General features: G+C 58.5%; 18 protein-coding genes, 1 tRNA gene and 1 pseudogene. 13 read left to right on the top strand and 7 right to left on the bottom strand.

Features of this window, described 5'->3' with window-relative positions; translation table 11 throughout:
- Positions 1–223: 223 nt before the first annotated feature.
- A tRNA-Cys gene (locus tag ACXAGD_RS04825) sits at positions 224–297 on the bottom strand.
- A gap of 227 nt (positions 298–524) precedes the next feature.
- Between ACXAGD_RS04825 and ACXAGD_RS04830 the strand changes: the two genes are divergently transcribed.
- From ACXAGD_RS04830 to ACXAGD_RS04840, 3 genes are all read left to right on the top strand, one after another.
- Entirely contained in the window at positions 525–1,178 is a 654-nt protein-coding gene (locus tag ACXAGD_RS04830) for a protein-L-isoaspartate O-methyltransferase family protein (RefSeq protein ID WP_475208827.1), read from the top strand.
- A gap of 96 nt (positions 1,179–1,274) precedes the next feature.
- On the top strand, positions 1,275–2,693 hold the full coding sequence (locus ACXAGD_RS04835; RefSeq protein WP_475208829.1) for a TolC family outer membrane protein: 1,419 nt from the start codon (positions 1,275–1,277) through the stop codon (positions 2,691–2,693).
- A gap of 74 nt (positions 2,694–2,767) precedes the next feature.
- Entirely contained in the window at positions 2,768–3,520 is a 753-nt protein-coding gene (locus tag ACXAGD_RS04840; RefSeq protein ID WP_475208830.1) for a hypothetical protein, read from the top strand.
- A gap of 3 nt (positions 3,521–3,523) precedes the next feature.
- On the opposite strand, the gene ACXAGD_RS04845 is transcribed toward ACXAGD_RS04840, so the two are convergent.
- Positions 3,524–4,981, bottom strand: coding sequence for a cobyric acid synthase (locus ACXAGD_RS04845; RefSeq protein ID WP_475208831.1), 1,458 nt, complete (start codon positions 4,979–4,981; stop codon positions 3,524–3,526).
- A 60-nt stretch (positions 4,982–5,041) separates the two neighbouring features.
- Between ACXAGD_RS04845 and ACXAGD_RS04850 the strand changes: the two genes are divergently transcribed.
- Positions 5,042–5,611: a cobalamin biosynthesis protein CobQ gene (locus tag ACXAGD_RS04850; RefSeq protein WP_475208833.1), complete on the top strand. Its 570-nt coding sequence runs from the start codon at positions 5,042–5,044 to the stop codon at positions 5,609–5,611.
- Positions 5,612–5,677: 66 nt separating this feature from the next.
- Here ACXAGD_RS04850 and ACXAGD_RS04855 read toward each other — a convergent pair whose 3' ends face one another.
- Positions 5,678–5,998, bottom strand: coding sequence for a DUF6280 family protein (locus ACXAGD_RS04855; protein WP_037310273.1), 321 nt, complete (start codon positions 5,996–5,998; stop codon positions 5,678–5,680).
- Positions 5,999–6,216: 218 nt separating this feature from the next.
- Here ACXAGD_RS04855 and efp point away from each other — a divergent pair, with 218 nt between their 5' ends.
- Positions 6,217–6,780, top strand: a complete 564-nt coding sequence (gene efp, locus ACXAGD_RS04860) for an elongation factor P (RefSeq protein WP_170325421.1) — start codon at positions 6,217–6,219, stop codon at positions 6,778–6,780.
- Positions 6,781–6,836: 56 nt separating this feature from the next.
- Here the strand turns inward: efp and ACXAGD_RS04865 are convergent, their stop codons facing one another.
- Entirely contained in the window at positions 6,837–7,781 is a 945-nt protein-coding gene (locus tag ACXAGD_RS04865; protein ID WP_475208834.1) for an ABC transporter transmembrane domain-containing protein, read from the bottom strand.
- Positions 7,782–7,886: 105 nt separating this feature from the next.
- Positions 7,887–8,624 carry a CAF17-like 4Fe-4S cluster assembly/insertion protein YgfZ gene (gene ygfZ / locus ACXAGD_RS04870; RefSeq protein WP_475212492.1) on the bottom strand — a complete coding sequence of 246 codons (738 nt, stop codon included), beginning with the start codon at positions 8,622–8,624 and terminating at the stop codon, positions 7,887–7,889.
- A gap of 73 nt (positions 8,625–8,697) precedes the next feature.
- On the opposite strand from ygfZ, the gene ACXAGD_RS04875 reads away from it, so the two are divergent.
- Complete coding sequence (locus ACXAGD_RS04875; RefSeq protein WP_475208835.1) at positions 8,698–9,372, top strand: TIGR04283 family arsenosugar biosynthesis glycosyltransferase; 675 nt, start codon at positions 8,698–8,700, stop codon at positions 9,370–9,372.
- Between the two features lie 7 nt (positions 9,373–9,379).
- Here ACXAGD_RS04875 and ACXAGD_RS04880 read toward each other — a convergent pair.
- Both ACXAGD_RS04880 and ACXAGD_RS04885 read right to left on the bottom strand, forming a co-directional pair.
- Positions 9,380–10,126: pseudogene (locus ACXAGD_RS04880) on the bottom strand (hypothetical protein); the annotation flags it as partial.
- Positions 10,127–10,183: 57 nt separating this feature from the next.
- A complete protein-coding gene (locus ACXAGD_RS04885; protein ID WP_475208836.1) occupies positions 10,184–11,053 on the bottom strand; it encodes a MurR/RpiR family transcriptional regulator in 870 nt (289 codons plus the stop codon).
- A gap of 133 nt (positions 11,054–11,186) precedes the next feature.
- Here ACXAGD_RS04885 and ACXAGD_RS04890 point away from each other — a divergent pair, with 133 nt between their 5' ends.
- From ACXAGD_RS04890 to ACXAGD_RS04920, 7 genes are all read left to right on the top strand, one after another.
- On the top strand, positions 11,187–11,963 hold the full coding sequence (locus ACXAGD_RS04890) for an N-formylglutamate amidohydrolase (RefSeq protein WP_475208837.1): 777 nt from the start codon (positions 11,187–11,189) through the stop codon (positions 11,961–11,963).
- Positions 11,960–12,544, top strand: a complete 585-nt coding sequence (locus ACXAGD_RS04895) for a TRAP transporter small permease subunit (RefSeq protein ID WP_475208838.1) — start codon at positions 11,960–11,962, stop codon at positions 12,542–12,544. Before ACXAGD_RS04890 ends, ACXAGD_RS04895 begins: the two co-directional genes overlap by 4 nt.
- Positions 12,541–13,860, top strand: coding sequence for a TRAP transporter large permease (locus ACXAGD_RS04900; RefSeq protein ID WP_475208839.1), 1,320 nt, complete (start codon positions 12,541–12,543; stop codon positions 13,858–13,860). The genes ACXAGD_RS04895 and ACXAGD_RS04900 overlap by 4 nt, the downstream gene beginning before the upstream one ends.
- A 51-nt stretch (positions 13,861–13,911) precedes the next feature.
- Entirely contained in the window at positions 13,912–14,946 is a 1,035-nt protein-coding gene (locus ACXAGD_RS04905; protein WP_475208840.1) for a TRAP transporter substrate-binding protein, read from the top strand.
- A gap of 147 nt (positions 14,947–15,093) precedes the next feature.
- Positions 15,094–16,779, top strand: a complete 1,686-nt coding sequence (locus tag ACXAGD_RS04910; protein WP_475208841.1) for a Na/Pi cotransporter family protein — start codon at positions 15,094–15,096, stop codon at positions 16,777–16,779.
- Positions 16,780–16,836: 57 nt separating this feature from the next.
- A complete protein-coding gene (locus tag ACXAGD_RS04915; RefSeq protein ID WP_475208842.1) occupies positions 16,837–18,198 on the top strand; it encodes a glutamine synthetase family protein in 1,362 nt (453 codons plus the stop codon).
- A gap of 92 nt (positions 18,199–18,290) precedes the next feature.
- Positions 18,291–19,673, top strand: coding sequence for an aldehyde dehydrogenase family protein (locus tag ACXAGD_RS04920; RefSeq protein ID WP_475208843.1), 1,383 nt, complete (start codon positions 18,291–18,293; stop codon positions 19,671–19,673).
- Positions 19,674–19,678 lie beyond the last annotated feature (5 nt).

Below are 19,678 nucleotides of genomic sequence, written 5' to 3' on the forward strand. Positions count from 1 at the left end.
GTGTGTTCTCGAATGCGCTGTGCGTGCTGTTCAGCGCCCCACAAGTGTCTATCTATCTGGAGAGGCGTCGCTATTTTGCACAGCCTTTGCCTGCTAACGGCGGTGAAGCTCTCGACCTACCAAAACGCGGTAAACAGTGTTGCAACGGCAAAATCCTACACACGTTCGCGAACAGCCCGGATAGGGCATAGAGAAAAAAGGGTGCCGCGCGACTGGAGAAAAGTGGAGGCGAGTACCGGAATCGAACCGGTGTACACGGATTTGCAATCCGCTGCGTCACCACTCCGCCAACTCGCCTTTTCAAGTAAAATCAAATACTTGCCGTGGTGTGACAGGCGTTTTAACACCTTTCGACAGGGGCGTCCAGTGGGTTGATTGCATAAATCTGTGCCCAACTGTCGTGACTTGGCGCGGTGCGACACCAAGTTCCTGCAATCCGGCCAAACTTTCAACGCCAAGCCGTTGCCGGTTTCGCCAAGATATGGCACAAGCCGGACATACTTGGGACTAACATGAGCGATCCAATGACAGATTTCGCAACCCGGCGCCGTACGATGGTTGATACGCAGGTCCGACCCTCGGATGTCACGAAATTCCCCATCATTGACGCCATGCTAACCGTCCAGAGAGAGAATTTTGTGCCGGATTCCCAACGCGAAGCAGCCTATGCAGAGGGCGTGATCGATCTGGGGAACGGGCGCTGCCTGCTGGAGGCGCGGACGCTGGCGAAAATGTTGGACGTCCTGAACATCTCGAATGACGAGGTCGTTTTGGATATTGCTCCGGCGATGGGATATTCCACTGCCGTCGCGGCGCGCATGGCTCAGCTGGTCGTGGCCGTGGAAGAGGACGAAGCGCTCGCAGCTGAGGCGCAGACGATTCTGATGGAGGCAGAGGCCGACAATGCAATCGTTCATGTTGGCCCGCTGAATCAGGGTGCGACCGAGCACGGCCCCTATGATGTCATCATGATCCAGGGCGGGGTCGAACAGGTGCCCGAAGCGCTGATTGCGCAGCTCAAGGACCACGGGCGTATCGCCTGTCTGTTCGTCGAAGGAGAGCTTGGAACAGTGCGGATTGGGCACAAATCCGGTGGGCGGGTGACGTGGCGTCATGCATTCAACGCCAACGCCCCGGTTTTACAGGCCTTTTGCGCCGAGTGTGCATTTTCGCTATAATTCGATTTCATATTTTTCTGCTGCCTTGATTAGTTGAAAACAAACGCGCAAACTGCACTCAGGGCAGCGTAATTTTGGTTTGAGAAGGATTTCGTTATGCGTTCGTGGACGGGGGGGAAGTTTGTAAAGGCATTGGCACTAACAGCGGGAATTGCGCTGAGTGCTGTGCCGGGTCGTGCGGTTTGGGCGGACAACCTGACCGATGCATTCATTGGGGCTTATAATACCAGCGGCTTGCTGGAACAGAACCGGGCGCTGCTGCGTGCGGCTGATGAAGATGTAGCGATTGCGCTTTCGGCGCTTCGTCCAATCATCAACTGGGCGGTCGAAGTCAGCCAGGATTACACGCGGTCCTCGACGGATGTCGGCGTGGTCAGGAATGAACCAGCCAACTTTTTTACCGGTCTCACGCTGAGCCAGCTCATTTATGACGGCGGCTTCTCGGTCTTGGGCAAGCAATCGGCACAAGAAACTGTTCTGGCAACACGGCAGACCCTGCTGGATGTCGAACAGCAGGTCCTGTTCCGCGGTCTGAACGCCTATCTGGGTGTGCTGCTTCAGGAAGAAACCGTGCAGATCCGCCTGAACAACGTCGATGTGTCTGCTGAGGAACTCCGGGCCTCGCAGGACCGTTTCGATGTGGGTGAGGTGACCCGGACGGACGTCGCATTGTCCCAGGCGCAGTTGGCAAGCTCGCAAGCGGACCTCGCGGTCGCGCGTGGTAACCTGAGCATTGCGCAGGCGGAATATGTCAACGCCGTCGGCAAAGCGCCGGGGCGTACAGCCGGTCAGCCGAGCCTGCCGAATCTGCCGCGCTCGGAAGGTGAGGCCGTCAGCCTCGCGCAGCGAAACCATCCTGCCATTCAGGCAGCTCAGCACCAGGTGCGTGCGCTTGATCTGTTCGTAGAGCAGCAGCGTGCCAACCTTGGTCCAAACGTCAGGCTGAACGCTGATGCAGGTATCCGCGAGAGCTATGACAACGATGACAGCCTTGAAGACGCAACCATTGCGCTGCGCTTAGAGCAGCCGATCTACGCCGGTGGTCGCCTGGCGGCTACCGTACGCCGGGCAATGGCCACGCGGGACGCGTCGCGTGCTAACCTGCTGAACGTGCAGAAGGACATCACTCAGGGTGTTGCTGATGCCTATGCCGGTTTCCAGGCCGCCAGTGCAAGCCTGAGAGCGTCGACCGAACGGGTTCGCGCCTCACAGGTTGCGTTTGACGGTATCCGGGAAGAGGCGACATTGGGTGCGCGGACTACTCTGGATGTGCTGAACGCTCAGCAAGACTTACTGGACGCGCAATTGGCCGAGGTCGCCTCGCGCACCGAACGGTCTCGTGCTGCGTATCAGCTGCTGCAGGCGCAAGGTTTGTTGACGGCAGAACGTCTGGGTCTGGCCGTACAGATCTATGATCCGACCCTCTACTACAACCTGGTGAAGAAGGCTCCGGCCCAGATCAGCAGGCAGAGCAGGGATCTGGATCGCGTCCTCAAAGCGTTGCGTCGCGACTAAGGGCCAATACTACCTGTTGTGAGCTCCGATTTGTTTGGTTACACTCGATCCTGAGGATAGAGCGGTAGAGAACAATGACGGATAAAGTCGTAAAAGCGGGAATCGAGGACGTCCTGTCCTCGATTAAACGTCTGGTCAGCGAAGATGACCGAAAAGCGTCTGGCGACGTTGCAGCAACCCTTTCCAGAAAACCCAGTAGGTTGGTTCTGACCGACGCTTTGCGGGTTAATGAAACGGTGGTGGCAGAGCCGCCTCAGCCTGACAATAAGGAAGCGGCCTACAAGGCCGAGGACTCGGTCAAGCCGATGCTTTTGCGCGCTTGCGATATTGTCAAACACGCAGAGCCTGCGGTCGAACAGCAGCCAAAGCCCGACTCTGAGGATGGCCTTGCTGGCAGCTTGAGCGCCAAGATCGAAGCGCTGGAGGCCGCAATTGCCCGGACCGAGGACCAGTGGGAGCCGGACGGCGACAGCGAGGACGCCTATTCCGGCACGCCGAACAAGGCGCTTGAATGGCATGCTGAGGACGAGTTTGTCGTCTCGCAGAATTCCAGCGTTTCGGAAATTGCGCCTGAGCAGCCGCAGACAGAAATCAAAGCGACGTTCATTCGCGATCCGGGGTCGTCCTCTACTAAGCCGACTCAGCCTGCTGAACCGGAAGTTGATGACGGAACACTGTCGATGAACGAGGATGCGCTGCGTGACCTGATCGCTCAGGTCGTTCGCGAAGAACTGCAGGGCGTTCTAGGCCAGCGTATCACCCGCAATGTTCGTAAGATGGTACGGCGTGAGATTTACCGGGCTTTGGCCGAGCGGGAACTGGACTAGGCCTTAGGGACGTTTTGGCGGCCGGGCCAGATCCAGCAGGCGGTCCAGATCCATATGCCGTTCCAGATGGTCGGCCAACGCGTCCAGCGTTTCCTCAACCCCGTCCTCATATGACAGGTCCGAAGTCGCGCCCAGCTGTTTCAAATAACGGGCGCGGAACGTATCGGACGAGAAAATACCGTGCAGATAGCTGCCCCGAATGCGGCCGGTCCGGTCGGCGGCACCTTCGGGACGGTTTTCGATCTCAAGCCAGGCGCGTTCGCAATCGGGGCCTTCGGTCCGGCCCATGTGAATCTCGTATCCGGTAACCGGTTCTTTTTCGGGAACCGTGCGCGCTGTGCGCAGATTGACCTGCTTTTCACCTGCCATCGTGGTGGTCACGTCCAGAAGCCCCAACCCTTCTACAGTGCCCGGGCGACCGTCCACGCCGTCGGGATCGGCAATGGTTTTTCCCAGCATCTGGTAACCTCCGCACAGGCCCAACACGTGGCCGCCACGGCGGACATGGGCAAAAAGGTCGATATCCCAACCCTGTGCCCGGAAATAGGTCAGATCGCCGATGGTAGACTTGCTGCCCGGCAACAGGACAAGATCGGCATCGCCGGGCAGGGGACGCCCGGCGGGGATGATCTCGACCGTGACGCCCGGTTCGGCGGACAGGGGGTCGAGATCGTCGAAATTGGCCATGCGCTCCAGTTGAGGCACCACAACCTTGCAGGAACCGCCGCTATGGGAACGAATGTCCATCATGTCTTCGGCGGGTAGTTTCCAGGCGTCGTGGAACCACGGCACAACGCCTAGACAGGTCCAGCCGGTGCGCGCAGCGATGTCATCACGCCCTTCGTCGAACAGCGCGACATCGCCCTTGAACCGGTTGACGGCAAAACCGCAGATCATATCCAGATCACCGGGGCCCAATACAGCCTGAGTGCCTACGATCTGTGCGATCACGCCGCCGCGATGGATATCGCCCACCAGAACGACCGGCACGTCGGCAGCGCAGGCAAAGCCCATATTGGCGATGTCGCCCTTGCGCAGGTTGGTCTCCGCCGGGCTGCCTGCACCCTCGATCAATACCAGATCGGCGTCATTGCACAGCCGGTCAAAGCTTTCTAACGCAGCGCTCAGCAATTTGGATTTGTCCTTACGGTAATCGCCCGCCTTCATGGTGCCCGCGCGCTGGCCCTGAACAATAATCTGAGCGCCGGTATCGGTTTCCGGCTTCAGCAGGACCGGGTTCATATCGGTGTGGGTTGCCCGCTTGGCCGCGCGTGCCTGCAGGGCCTGCGCGCGGCCGATCTCGCCCCCGTTTTCGGTCACGGCGGCGTTGTTCGACATGTTCTGTGGCTTGAACGGAGCGACCCTTAGCCCGCGTCGGGTATAGGCGCGGGCCAGCCCGGCGACCAAAACCGATTTTCCGACATTGCTGCCGGTACCCTGAATCATGATGGCGCGAACCATAGCCGTCTCCTATACGTTGACGCGCAAATGACCTGATTTGAGCCCAAAGGGAAAGACCGGATGAACACGCCCGCGCATCTTTTGATCGGTGCTGCCGCCTTTGCGCGGCCTGCGCGCGGACGAATCCTAGCGGCGGCTGTGCTGGGGTCGCTGCTGCCTGACCTGTCGCTTTATGTGATGGCGGGGGTATCCCTGTTCATTCTGGGTATTCCCGAGCAGGTGGTGTTCGATCAACTTTACTTTTCGCCCGCTTGGCAAACGGTCTTTGCAATCGACAATTCGTTCTTTCTGTGGGGGCTTGCGCTGGCGATCGGTCTTTGGCGCAAGTGGCAGGTCCTGATTGTTGCCGCTTCGGCAGGGCTACTGCATTTGGCGATGGACTTCCTGCTGCACGCAGGCGACGGGCGGCCGCAGTTCTGGCCGATGAGTGATTGGGTTTTTCACAGCCCGATCAGCTATTGGGACAGCACGCACCACGCCTTTTGGGTGGCGCCGGTTTCCATTGCGCTGTGTGTCGGCTCTTACGCTGCGCTGTGGGGTAGGGGGCTGTCCGTGTCCGCCAAACTGTTCTTTGCCGCCCTGCTGGCCGCTGAAATCTGGGTCGCACGGCAGTGGTTCATGTACTTCTGATAGGGCAAAAGAAAAACGCGCTCCGGACGTCCGGAAGCGCGTTTTTTCCTTCAGAAGTCGCTAGGCTTATGCGGCTTCTGCCTGCTGAGCGGCATTACGGCGCTCGCTTTCTTCACGCGACAGTGCGACCGACGTACGCACGCCACGACCAACGAACTCCATCAGTCCGCTGACAACGCGCTCGTTCGGGTCAATACCGGCGCAGGACAGCACTTCGCGACCATCGCGCGAGCGCGCCCAGCGGGCAATTTGTTCGGGGCCATTGCCGTATTTCTTGTCATCGGCGATAGCATCATCAAGTGCAGCCAACACAACGGCCGCGAAAAGTTTGCGTGCACGATTGCCTTGTTCATTGTTAAAGGCAGTGCCGTCAACGAAATCTCTCATCTCGTTTTCCTTGTTGTTCTTGCTCTTGCATTTTCGGCGTGACGGTCCTTATGACCTATTCGACGTGATTCGGATACAGCTAAAATGCATAGTTGCGTTGCGTCATGTGCATGGCTTGCTGCAAGTGCAGCACTAGGTCTCGTTGTCTTGTCAGGTGGTGTCCTGCCAGATATAGGGACGGGAACTGACGCATCAACCGTTTGTGAAGGAATTAAGTAATGCCCAAGATAAATGGGAACGAAATTCGCCCCGGCAATGTGCTTGAGCATAACGATGGACTGTGGGCCGCGGTTAAAGTTGACCACGTAAAGCCCGGCAAAGGCGGCGCTTTTGCACAGGTCGAACTGCGCAACCTGCGCAATGGCTCGAAGCTGAACGAACGCTTCCGCTCGGCGGACAAGGTCGAGCGCGTGCGCCTTGAGCAGAAGGATCAGCAGTTCCTGTACGAATCCGACGGCATGCTGGTGTTTATGGATTCTGAAACTTACGAGCAGATCGAACTGCCTGCTGAGCTGCTGGGCGAGCGTCGTCCGTTTCTGCAGGACGGCATGACAATTGTGGTCGAGTTTTACGAATCCGAGGCGCTGAACGCCACGCTGCCCCAGAAAGTGACCTGCAAGATCGTTGAGACCGAGCCGGTTGTTAAAGGCCAGACCGCTGCGAACTCGTTCAAACCTGCCATCCTCGACAATGGCGTCAAAGTCATGGTGCCTCCGTTCATCGGCCAGGATGAGATGATCGTGGTGAACACCGAGACCATGGAATATTCCGAGCGCGCGTAACCTCGCGTCTGTTCGAAACAGGAAAAGACCGCGCAGACATCGGCCGCGCGGTCTTTTTAGTGCCGGTCCTTTATATACCGATAGCGTTCCGGGTGAGGGCCGAAGAGTTCCATCATCAGCTCATACTTGATGCGGTTGGCGCTGACCTGTCGGTAAAAGGCGATCAGAAAGGCAGTAGGCCCCTGAATGCGACTAAGGCCACTGGTGGCAGCAACCACAGTGCCAACATCCGTTTTGCCGTTCAGAACCAAATAGCCACCCAACATCAGCACACCGACCGTACCCGCGCCGTTGATGACGCTCAGCAGGAATTTGGCCGACAGTTTCCAGAGGAACATGCGGCGGCGGGTTTCAAAGATATCGTCGAACTGGGCGTCGATCTCGCGTGCAACATCATTGATGTCTTCGATCGTCAGCTTATCCGTAGCGTTACGTAAAATGCGAACGCGCTCGGCCACAAAGATGTTCACCTTGCGCTGTGAGATCAGCACGATGACGATCTGGGGTACGATCATGGAGAAAGCGATCATGCCCAACCCGGGCTGAGTGGATGAGATATATCCGATCACGCTGATTAGCGTGCCAATCTGCACCACCGGGTCCGAGAACGCGCCCCCTGCGAACTTACCCAACTCTTCTGCCTCTGCCGAGATGGCAGTGGTCATTGTACCCTTGCGGACGGTTTCGCCAGTTTCGCGGAGGTCAGACGCGCGGACCAGCAGCCGCTGGCGGATCATGCGGATCATGTCCTCGCCCAGTGTGCCCGCGCGGTAGCCAAGTAGCCATTTCAGGGCGAGGCTCAGCAGGATGACCGACATCATACCTGTGCCAAGATAGATCAGCCGTTCCGTGGCGATATCGTCTGTAGTGAGGTGATTGATGATGTCGCGCTGAAACTCCAGCGGGACCGCCGCCAGAGCGGCGATGGCGATGGACAGGATAATAAGGATGATCTGCCGCCCGGCGCTGGCACGCCAAATCGCACGATATAACCTAAACATATGCGCATCCGTTCATTGAACTGACCGCAGTGTGGCAGCGCCAAAGGTCCGGTTCAAACGGGGCGGTATCAGGCCAAGGGCCAGCCGTGCCGGATTGGCAACATGTTAGGGCGTCAGGATCACCGTGGCCTCACCGGCCTGCATGTCTCCGGTTGCACGATCAAAGCGTAGATAGGCGATCCCGTGACCGTTCGACTGGGTGAACAACGTGCCTGCAGGTTTTCCGCCCGAGGTGATTTCGGTTCCAACCGGTGCCGTACCATCGACTTGAACGCGGCGCAGCCCTTTGCGCAATTCGGTCTTGTGCTTCATCCGCGCGGTAACTTCTTGCCCGACATAGCAGCCCTTTTTGAAGTCGACGCCGTTCAGAGCCTCGAAACGGGATTCGAGGACATAGCTGTCGGGCGTCAGTTCAATACCGGTTTCCGGGATGCAGTGCTGCACACGGATGGCGTCCCAGTCGGTGCCATCATCCGCTTCGGCCTCAGTGGTATAAGACCGCCAACCCAAATCCGGGTGGCGAGGGTCGGGCAGGGCGCCTTCGGGTGTAGGACCAGTACCGCGTTGAAGGTTCAGGCCGCTGTCCTCAATTGCAACATCGGCGCGCAGTTTATACATGCTCAGCCTTTTGACGAAGCCTTCAGCGATCTCTTCGGCGACATCCAGAAAGATTGCATCGCCGTCGCGTTTCATAAAAAAGTCGGCCAGAAATTTGCCCTGCGGGGTCAGCAAGGCCGCATAGACCAGCCCGCTTTCCAGCCCGTCAATATCATTAGTGACCAGCCCCTGAAGAAAGCTGTCAGTGTCCGAACCGCTAAGGCGCAGAATACGGCGATTGGGCATCGGGTGGTCCTCGTCATTTCCCTCGGCACCGTGATATAGGAGTTCCCGCCGCCATGACCAGAGGGTATCCGCCTTGCCAGCACCGATCAGCATCGTCATCCCGACCCTGAACGCGGGCGAGGCCCTGGCGGAAACCTTGCCAGCACTGATGGAAGGCCTGCACACCGGGCTGATCCGCGAGTTGATCGTCACCGATGGCGGATCGACCGATCCGACCCTTGAAATCGCTGATGAGGCAGGGGCTGAGATCGTCGCCGGTGCGCCTTCACGTGGAGGGCAATTGCGGCGGGGTTGCGCGGCGGCCAAGTCCGAGTGGTTGTTGGTCCTGCACGCCGATACCGTTCTTCAGGCAGGGTGGAGCAAAGAAGTGGGTGAACACCTCACTACTGGTGAGCCTGCAGCGTTTCGTCTGGCATTTGGGGCAAACGGGTTCTGGCCCGCATGGGTCGCGGGTTGGGCCAATCTGCGCAGCCGGGTGTTTGGTTTGCCTTACGGGGATCAGGGCCTGCTGGTGCCGCGTCGTATGTACGAAAAGGTCGGAGGTTATCCCGATCAGCCGCTTATGGAGGACGTAGCGCTGGTGCGCGCCTTGCCCCGCACCACTCTGCTGAACACCCGCGCAGTTACGAGCGCGGACCGCTATGCGCGGGCGGGCTGGTTGCGTCGGGGTGCCCGGAATCTATGGACTCTTGGTCGGTACTTTCTTGGGGCCGATCCTGAGCAGCTGGCTCAGGCGTATCGGCGGTAAGGGTCGTTCGCAGCTCGACAATGGATTTGCCCAAACGGAACGGTGCGGCAAAGCTGACCAGACATAGCGCGATGATCTGCAGCACCAGAATATGCGCGTTGGCCTGCAGGTATTCCCATTCGTCTTTCAACTTGCCGACTTGTTCGACCAGGTCATCATAGCTTTGGGCCAGGATCAGATAATCCCCTGCGATGGCGGGGACCTTGCGGCGCATGTTGTCGATAGCGGTCTGAGTTGTTTCATCCAGCGTCGTAAAGACAAGAAACTGGTCGATATTGAACGCGTCGGCCTTTGCGGCCATTTGGTCTATCTCTTCTTTTTCCTGGCGCCCGAATAGAAAATGAAGCCCTTGCAGCGGGGCGACCTCGTTAGTCACCGCGATGAACAGGGGCAGATCGGCATTGCTGGCGGTTGAGGCCGACAGGAACTCGACCCTGTCGCACAAGACAGCAGTGTCAGGGTCGTAAGCCGGATCGCAAAATCGCAGTCGGAACCGAGCGGCGTCGCGGTCAAAGGCCAGCGTGGCGGCATAGGCCACGTCAATCTGCCGGTCCAGACGCGAGCTGTCCGAGGTATATAGCCCCGCAAGAACTGCCACTAGCGCGCCAATTCCACCAAGGACGACCCAAACCAGATCCGCGAGTTTCCACGCCCGATGCCCCGCCGGTTTGCGAAACAGAAAGGCGGTGCCAAATGATCCGGCCAGAAAGAACAGGATCAGCAGCGGCAACTGGTTTTCGGTCACAAAGGTCATGACACCAAAGTGACCACCTGCCAGCGTGCTGGCAACACTCCTCACGGGCAGTTGTAGTTAAGAGCCAGAGCTTTGGCCGAATTTCCGGAACAGTTTGGTGCGGTCGAAGGCCTGTTCCAGCTCGGCGGTGCGGTCCTTGACCGAATCCCACAGTCGTTCCTGTACCTCGGCAATGACGCATTCCATCAGGACTAGAATCGACGCCATCGAATCCCAAGCCGACGGGACGGCGATACGCGCCGCGAATGTGTGTTTAGCTAGCCGGTGAATGGGCGAACGCCACTGATCGGTGAACAGAACGATCTCGGCCTCGCGCTCCTGACAAAGCTGCCCGATCAGCATGGTCGAGTTCTCATAGCGCCGCACATCCAGCGCGATCAGCACGTCGCCCTTGCGCACATCTAACAGGTCATGGGTCCATGAGGCCGCAAAGGGCAGCATTCGAACATCGGGCCGGATCATCTGCAGGTGCAGGTAGAGATATTGTGCCAGCGCGCCGGTGATGCGCCCCCCGGTAATGAAAATACGCCGGTTGGGATCGCAGAGCAGGGTGCAGAAGCTGTCGAACTCCGCCGGATCAACTTCATCAATCGTGCGTTTCTGATTAGCCAGAGCCTGCTGAGAATAACGGTTCAGGATATGCTCTTCGGGCAGGTCATTCTGCCAGACATCACGTTTTGCCACGGGTCCCGAGATCATCTCTTTGACCTCACCTCGCAGGGCCGCCTGAAACTGCGGATAACCGTCAAACCCGGTCTTTTGCAGCATCCGCGCAACGGTTGTGGTTGAGACCGAGGCCACGCTGGCCAGTTCCGTAATGCTGCCAAGGCCCGCCATGGGGTAGTCGTCCAACAGGACGCTGATTAGTTGCCTTTCAGACGGGGTCATCTTGTCCCGATGGGCCAGCAGCCTGTCCGTTACCCGCACGTATGGGTCCTCCTGCAACAATTCCGGCAAGTTGTGCAGAATTTTTCAGCAGAACTTGGCCTGATTAAATCTTTACAGGAAAATTATTGACAGGTGAATGCGTCATGTGGAAATTTTTCCACAATTCACATTCATGGAATCGCAGGACGGCACATTGGACTTCGGAACGGTTGTTCACACGGATAACGCGGACGGCGCACCAAAGGTGCTGCTGGTGTGCGAACATGCCTCGAACCGTATTCCGGCGTTTCTGGGTGATATGGGCCTGACGACCGAGGCGAGGGAAAGCCACATCGCGTGGGACCCGGGTGCGCTGGGCGTCGCGCAGCACTTGGCCGGGTTGATGTCCGCGCCGTTGGTGCATGGAGGGGTGTCCCGATTGGTCTATGACTGTAACCGCCCGCCGGAAGCTGCGGGGGCTATGCCGGTCAAAAGCGAGCAGTATGACATCCCCACCAACGCTAGGATGGCGCCAGAGGAGCGTCAGGCACGTATTGAGAGCATCTATGTTCCTTTTACGCAGGCTGTCTCAGGTCAGATCGCGCAGCACCGTCCGTCGCTGACGCTGATGGTCACCGTGCATAGTTTTACTCCGGTTTTTAACGGCCATCAGCGGGCCGTTGAGTTGGGCGTCCTTCATGGTCGTGATGATCGGTTTGCTGTGGCGATGATGGCGGCTGTGCCCGCGCGGCCAACCTTTGTGACCCGCCTAAACGAACCGTACTCTGCCGCTGACGGAGTGGCCCACACGCTGGATGCTCAAGCTTACCCCGAAGGGCTGCTGAACGTCATGATCGAGATTCGAAACGATCTGATCCGCACGCCACAGCAGCAACAATCCATGGCCGAATATCTGGTGCCGTGGATCGACCGCACCTTAGCCGGATTCGGGGAAGGGGGTGCTGCATGATCAGGGCGATGGCTTCATATGTGCGAGTGGTCGATGCGATCAACTACCGGATCGGTCGGGTTATGATGTGGGGCCTGTTCGTGATGATGGGGATCCTGTTGTGGTCCTCGATCTCAAAGACGTTCTTCCTGCCGTCCCTCTGGACGCTGGAAATGGCGCAGTTTGCGATGGTCACGTATTACATCATGGGTGGTCCGTATTCGATCCAGCTGGGTTCGAACGTGCGGATGGATCTATTTTATCACAACTGGAGCCATAAGAAGAAAGCCTGGTTCGATGCATTCACGGTAATGCTGCTGATCCTGTATCTGAGCGTTCTGCTGTATGGCGGGCTGGGGTCGACGGCCTACAGCCTTGGCTATTGGGGTGACGCGCCGGTCTCGTATTTCACCGGTCTTCTGACCGGTAGTGAAGAGATCGGGCGGCTTGAACGCTCCTCGACCGCGTGGCGCCCGTATATCTGGCCGATCAAGGCGATCATGGTGTTCGGCTTCTTTCTGATGCTGCTGCAGGCAATATCGGAATTTTTCAAAGACATAGCCCGGATCAACGGGCAGGAAATCGGGGTGAGCCGGGCATGAGCCAGGAATTTATCGCCATCTTCATGTTCGCGCTGATGATGCTGATGCTGTTCACCGGCCAGCGGGTCTTTGGGGCGATCGGTGCGGTCGCCACCATCGCTGCGCTGGCGCTATGGGGCACTGGCGGGCAGGACATCACATTTTCGGCCGCGATGAAGCTGATGAAATGGTACCCGCTGCTGACGCTGCCGATGTTCATTTTCATGGGTTACGTGTTGAGTGAAAGCCGGCTGGCAGACGACCTCTATCGCATGTTCCATGTGTGGATGGGGCCAGTGAACGGGGGTTTGGCGATTGGCACCATCGGGCTGATGGTTCTGGTTTCGGCGATGAACGGCCTCAGCGTGGCTGGGATGGCAATCGGCGCAACCATTGCGTTGCCGGAACTGTTGCGGCGGGGCTATGACAAGACGATGGTGACCGGGGTCATTCAGGCCGGGTCCAGTCTGGGCATCCTTGTGCCACCCTCTGTGGTGCTCGTGCTATACGCCATGATTGCGCGGCAACCGGTTGGTCAGTTGTGGCTGGCGGGTATCCTGCCGGGTCTGCTGATGGCGGGCCTCTTCATCCTCTACATCTGGATACGTTGTCGCATTCAACCTGAACTCGGCCCCGCAATGGAAGACGCGCACGAGGTGCCGTGGTCCGAGAAAATCCGACTATTGGGAGCAGGAGCGCTGCCGCTGATCATCTTTGCCGCCATGATGGTTCCGTTTGTGAATGGCTGGACCTCGCTGGTGGAAAGCTCGGCCATTGGGGCGCTGACTGCGCTGGTCGTGTCGGTCCTGAAACGCCGGATGACGTGGAAGATTTTCGAAGACTGCACCAAGCAGACAATGGCAATCTCGTGCATGTTCATGTGGATCATCCTAGCCGCGCTGGGCTTTGGTGCCGTGTTCGACGGTTTGGGCGCGGTGAAAGCGATCGAGAATCTGTTCACCGAACAACTCGGCCTGTCGCCCTGGATGATCCTGATCCTGATGCAGCTCAGCTTTATCGTGATGGGCACGTTTCTGGACGACACCGCGATGCTGGTGATCGTCGCGCCGCTTTACGTGCCCTTGGTCGGCGCACTTGGGTTCGACCTGATTTGGTACGGGGTCCTGTACACGATCACCACGCAGATCGCCTATATGACGCCGCCCTTCGGCTATAACCTGTTCCTGATGCGCGCGATGGCTCCGCCCGAGATCGGGTTGAAGGACATCTACCGCTCGATCATTCCGTTTGTCGGCGTGATGGTGCTGGCCCTGATTATTATAATGGTATTCCCGGAGATCGCCCTTTGGCTGCCCGGTTATGTCTATGGAAATTAACAAGAATGCCCGGTGAACGGGCGCGCAAACTTCAACGGAGAGGAAATTGACATGACGACAAGACGTAAGTTTCTGAAGACCGCCGGGGTGGGCGTTGCCGCCGCACCGCTGGCCACGCCTGCGCTTGCGCAGAACACTATTACCTGGCGGATGCAGACATATGCGGGCCCGGCTCTGGCCGAACACGTGATCGACCCGGCCATCAAGATGTTCAACCAGATCGCCGGCGACCGGATGCAGATCGAGCTTTTCTATGCGGACCAACTGGTTCCGACGGGCGAACTGTTCCGGGCCATGCAGAAGGGCACCATCGACGCGGTGCAATCGGACGACGACTCGATGGCCTCGCCGACTGAAGTCACCGTGTTCGGCGGCTATTTCCCGTTTGCCTCGCGTTACTCGCTGGACGTGCCGGTCCTGTTCAACCAGTGGGGTCTGAACGAGATCTGGGATGAGGAATACTCCAAGGTCGGCGTGAAACATATCAGCGCCGGTGCGTGGGACCCTTGCCATTTCGCAACCAAGGACCCGATCAACAGCCTCGCGGACCTGCAGGGCAAGCGCGTCTTCACCTTCCCGACGGCGGGCCGGTTCCTGTCGCAATTCGGTGTGGTGCCCGTCACCCTGCCATGGGAAGACATCGAAGTGGCCGTGCAGACGGGTGAATTGGACGGCATCGCATGGTCAGGCATCACCGAAGACTACACTGTCGGTTGGGCTGATGTGACCAACTACTTCCTAACCAACAACATCTCGGGAGCTTGGGCGGGCCACTTCTTTGCCAACATGGATCGCTGGAACGAACTCCCCGAAGACCTGCAGACTCTGTTCAAGGTCTGCTGTGACCAGTCGCACTATTACCGCCAGTGGTGGTATTGGGGCGGAGAGGCCAATCTGCGTGTGAACGGTACCAAGATGAAGCTGACCACCATCCCGGACGAAGAGTGGGCAACGGTCGAGGAGGCCGCGGTCAAATTCTGGGACGAAATCGCCGCCGAGTCTGAGACCAAGGCGAAAGTTGTCGACATCTTCAAGCGCTACAATGCTGAAATGCTTAAAGCCGGACGGCCGTACCGCTACAGCTAAAATGATGCGAATCCGGCGCGTTAGCGATACCACGCGCCGGATTCGAGCCACGGGAAACGACTTTGCGAATGTTAGCATCCGTTCATACACAGAAAACAGAACTTCGGGCGCACCACGTTGCGACCCGGATCAACGGGGTGTGAACGGATGGCTATCGCAGGTTTTTTGATCGAGATTTTTGCAGCGACTATGTTGCTGCTGTTTGCCGTACGGCTGGTGCGCACGGGGATTGAAAGACGTTTTGGGGCGTTGTTTCAATCAATCCTGACGCGCCACTCAAACACATTTGTGGCGGGTGGGGCCGGTATGGTTCTGGCGACGATCCTGCAAAGCTCGGCTGCGGTGACGGTGCTGCTGACTGGCTTTGCTGCGGCAGGAATGGTCAGCTTTGGCCTTGCGCTGGCCGGTGTGCTGGGTGCCGATCTGGGCGCAGCCCTCGTCATTCAGGTGCTGTCCTACGATCTGGGTTGGCTGCAACCGGTGCTGCTGGCGCTGGGCGGGTGGCTGTACCTCAAATCCGATCGGGCCAATGTGCGCCTGATCGGGCGGATCGTTCTGGGCGTTGCCTTCATTCTGGTCTCGCTGCAGTTCCTGCGCGATGCAGTTGATCCGATCCGCGAAAGCGCCTTTTTACCGGCCATCGCGGGTTATCTGGAAAGCGACTATTTCAGCGCCTTCATCGTAGGTGCGGTGCTGGCGTTTGTTATGCACAGCTCGGTCGCGACCATCCTGATGTGCGTGACGCTGGTGCAAGTCGGAGCTATCCCATTCGCCGCCGGGTTGTCACTGGTACTGGGGGCCAATCTGGGTTCGGCCTTCATCCCGATCTGGCTGACGCGCGACATGACCATCACAGCTCGGCGCATTCCCTGGGCCAACCTGCTGTTGCGTGGCAGCGCGGCCTTGTTGATGCTGATCGTTGTCAATGTGACCGGCGCACATGAAGCGCTGATGGTTGCCGGGGCAGGGCAGTCGCTGATCCTGGCCCATATTGGGTTCAACCTGACTGTGTTTCTTCTGGCCACCGGTTTCGTGAACTGGATGGAGCGGCCAATGGCCCTGCTACTGCCCGAGCCGAAGGTTGAGGCAAACGTGATGGACCAGTTCACCGACGCGCTTAGCCCGCTGGGTGATCCCAGCGCGTCCGGGGCGAGTGTGGCGATGTCCTCAGTCCGGCATGAACTGTTGCAGATGGTCACGCAGGTCGAACGCATGTTCCGTCCGGTGCTGGATATTTATGAGCAGGACGACAGCGACGCCATCTCGGCCCTGTGGCAGCAGGATGAGAGGGTGAACGCGCAGCTTACCGAAATCCGCCGCTTTGTCGCGCGGATGCCGCGCCAGAACATGAGCAAGGCGCAGATAAAGGCGGCTCGCGGTCTGGTGGAATATGCCATCCGGCTTGAGGCAGCAGGCGATGTGGTTTCCAACCGCATGACCCGCACCGCCCAGATCAAACACACCGAACGCACTGAGTTTTCTGCCCAAGGCTGGAAAGAGCTGACCGATCTGCACGCGACCATTCTGGAGAGTTTCTCTCTGGCTCGCCACGTGCTGCTGGTTGATGACATGGACTGCGCCCGCCGTCTGGTTCTGGACAAGGCCGAGGTCAAACGCTTGTCACGCCGCAGCCGCAAAGCGCATCTGAAACGACTGGAGCGGGGGCAGACCGAAAGCTTCCAATCCAGCGATCTGCATCTTGAGACGTTGCGCGCCATGCGCGACCTGCACGGCCACATCGCGGCCATCGCCTATCCGATCCTATACAAGAGCGGACAGGTTCTGGAAACGCGGCTGGTGATGGAAATGGAAAAGGATGCGGCCGACGATTAACGGCTGCGAAAGGGAGCACGAGACCGGGGTCTCGGAGGGTGACAAAGGATGAACGGGATGGGCAATCAAGCACGTTTGGACGACCTAAAGGCCAAGGTTGATGCAGGCGAGGTGGATACCGTGCTGGTTTGCATGGTCGACATGCAGGGGCGTTTGATGGGCAAACGGTTCCACGCTGGGCATTTCGTTGCTGGCGCGTGGCAGGAAACCCATTGCTGTAACTACCTGCTGGCCACCGACCTTGAGATGGCGACCCCCGATGGCTATGCGGCCACCAGTTGGGAACGTGGCTATGGCGACTATGTCATGAAGCCTGATCTCAGCACGCTGCGCCCGGTGCCGTGGCTGGAAGGCACTGCGATGGTGATGTGTGACGTGCTGGATCATCACACGCATGAAGAGGTGCCCCATGCGCCGCGCTCGATCCTGAAGAAACAGGTAAACCGCCTGAAGTCCATGGGCTATGACGCCATGTGCGCGACCGAGTTGGAGTTTTTTCTGTTCGAGAAAAGCTTTGACCAAATCCGCAAGGAAGGGTTCCGCGATCTGGAGCCGATCTCGGGCTATAATGAAGATTACCACATCCTTCAGACCACGAAGGAAGAGCATGTGATGCGCCCGATCCGCAACCATCTGTGGAGTGCGGGTATCCCGGTTGAGAATTCAAAAGGTGAGGCCGAGACCGGACAGGAAGAGCTGAACATCAAATACGCAGGTGCGATGGAGACGGCCGAGTATCACTCGATCGCCAAGAATGCCGTGAAGGAAATTGCTTGGCAGCACGGGCACGCCGCGACCTTCCTGCCGAAGTGGCATCACGACAAGGTGGGCAGTTCTTCGCACGTGCATCAGTCGCTTTGGGCCGATGGGCAACCGGCGTTTTACGATGCGGCGGATGAGTTGGGCATGTCGGCGCTGATGAAAAGCTACATGGCCGGTCTGCTGAAATACGCCCCTGATTACACCTATTTCATGGCGCCTTACATCAACAGCTATAAGCGCTTCATGAAGGGTACCTTTGCGCCCACGCGGATCATCTGGTCGGTGGACAACCGTACCGCCGGCTATCGTCTGTGCGGAGATGGTACCAAATCGGTGCGAGTCGAGTGCCGGATTCCAGGATCCGACATGAACCCGTATCTGGCGATGGCCGGGATGCTGGCCGCCGGTATTGCAGGGATTGAGGAAGGGTTGGAGTTGCAGCCACCGACCACGGGTGACGTCTATCAGGGCGACACCGGCATGATCCCCGGCAACCTGCGCGAAGCGCGCGACGCGCTTCTTGCCTCAGCCATGCTGCGCGCGGCAATGGGGGATGAGGTTGTCGATCACTACGCCCGTGCGGCAGAGGTCGAGATTGAGGAATTCGAGCGTGTGGTGACCGATTGGGAAGTCGCTCGCGGGTTCGAGCGGGCTTAGAGAGCTTGCTGGGGGCTTTGCCCCCAAACCCCCGAGATTTTTTTGGGCCAGATGAAGCAGGGGATCCTGCTTCCTTCGGAAATGGAGTGGATATGGGGCAGATGTTGAAATGTGTCTCACCGATTGATGGATCGGTTTTTGCGGAGCGAGAAGTGTTGTCTCGGGACGCGGCGTTTGAGGTTGCGAGCCGGGCGCGTGCGGCGCAGGCCGCATGGGCGGCACGACCGTTGAAAGAGCGCGTTGATCTTGTAATGGCGGGTGTGGCCGCAGTTGGCGCGATGAATGATGAAATCGTGCCTGAACTGGCCCATATGATGGGTCGTCCGGTTCGCTATGGTGGAGAATTTGGCGGCTTCAACGAGCGCGCCAGCCATATGGCCGAGATCGCCGAGGCTTCGCTGGCCGATATCGAGGTAGGCGAGGATGAGACCTTCAGGCGCTACATCAAGCGTATCCCGCATGGCGTGGTTTTTGTCGTGGCACCGTGGAATTACCCTTACATGACGGCGATCAACACGGTGGCCCCGGCGCTGATCGCAGGGAATACAGTGATCCTTAAACATGCCACACAGACCTTACTGGTCGGCGAGCGCATGGCGCAGGCGTTCCATTCGGCAGGTGTGCCAGAGGACGTGTTCCAAAATGTGTTCCTAAGCCACGACGTGACCAATGACCTGATCGCAGGCAATGCGTTTGACTTTGTGAACTTCACCGGTTCAGTTGGCGGCGGACAGGCGATGGAGCGCGCTGCGGCTGGAACCTTTACCGGCGTCGGAACCGAGTTGGGCGGTAAGGATCCGGGCTATGTCATGGACGACGCGGATCTGGATGCGGCCGTAGATACTCTGATCGACGGGGCGATGTTCAACTCGGGCCAATGCTGTTGCGGGATTGAGCGGATTTACGTGCATGAAAGCCTCTATGACGATTTTGTCGCCAAGGCTGTTGAGGTCGTGAAAGGATACAAGCTGGGCAACCCCCTGGACGCCGAGACGACAATCGGCCCGATGGCCAATGTGCGGTTCGCCGACGAAGTGCGGGCGCAGATTGCCGAGGCTGTCGCTGCCGGTGCAGTCGCCCATATCAAGACGCTTCCAGAAGATGATGGCGGTGCTTACCTGACGCCACAGATCCTGACCAGTGTCACCCACGACATGCGTGTGATGCGGGATGAGAGCTTTGGCCCGGTCGTGGGCATCATGAAAGTGTCCTCGGACGAAGAAGCCATCGCACTGATGAATGACAGTGAGTTCGGCTTGACCGCCAGCCTCTGGACCGGTGATGTGGACCGTGCGGCGCGCGTGGGTGATCAGATCGAGACCGGCACGGTATTCATGAACCGCGCTGACTATCTCGACCCTGGCCTGTGCTGGACGGGGTGCAAGAACACTGGGCGCGGCGGCGGTTTGTCCGTCATCGGTTATCACAACCTGACACGTCCCAAATCCTATCACCTGAAAAAGGTCACGGGTTAAGGACA

It is taken from the genome of Ruegeria sp. ABF4_144, from assembly GCF_056160045.1.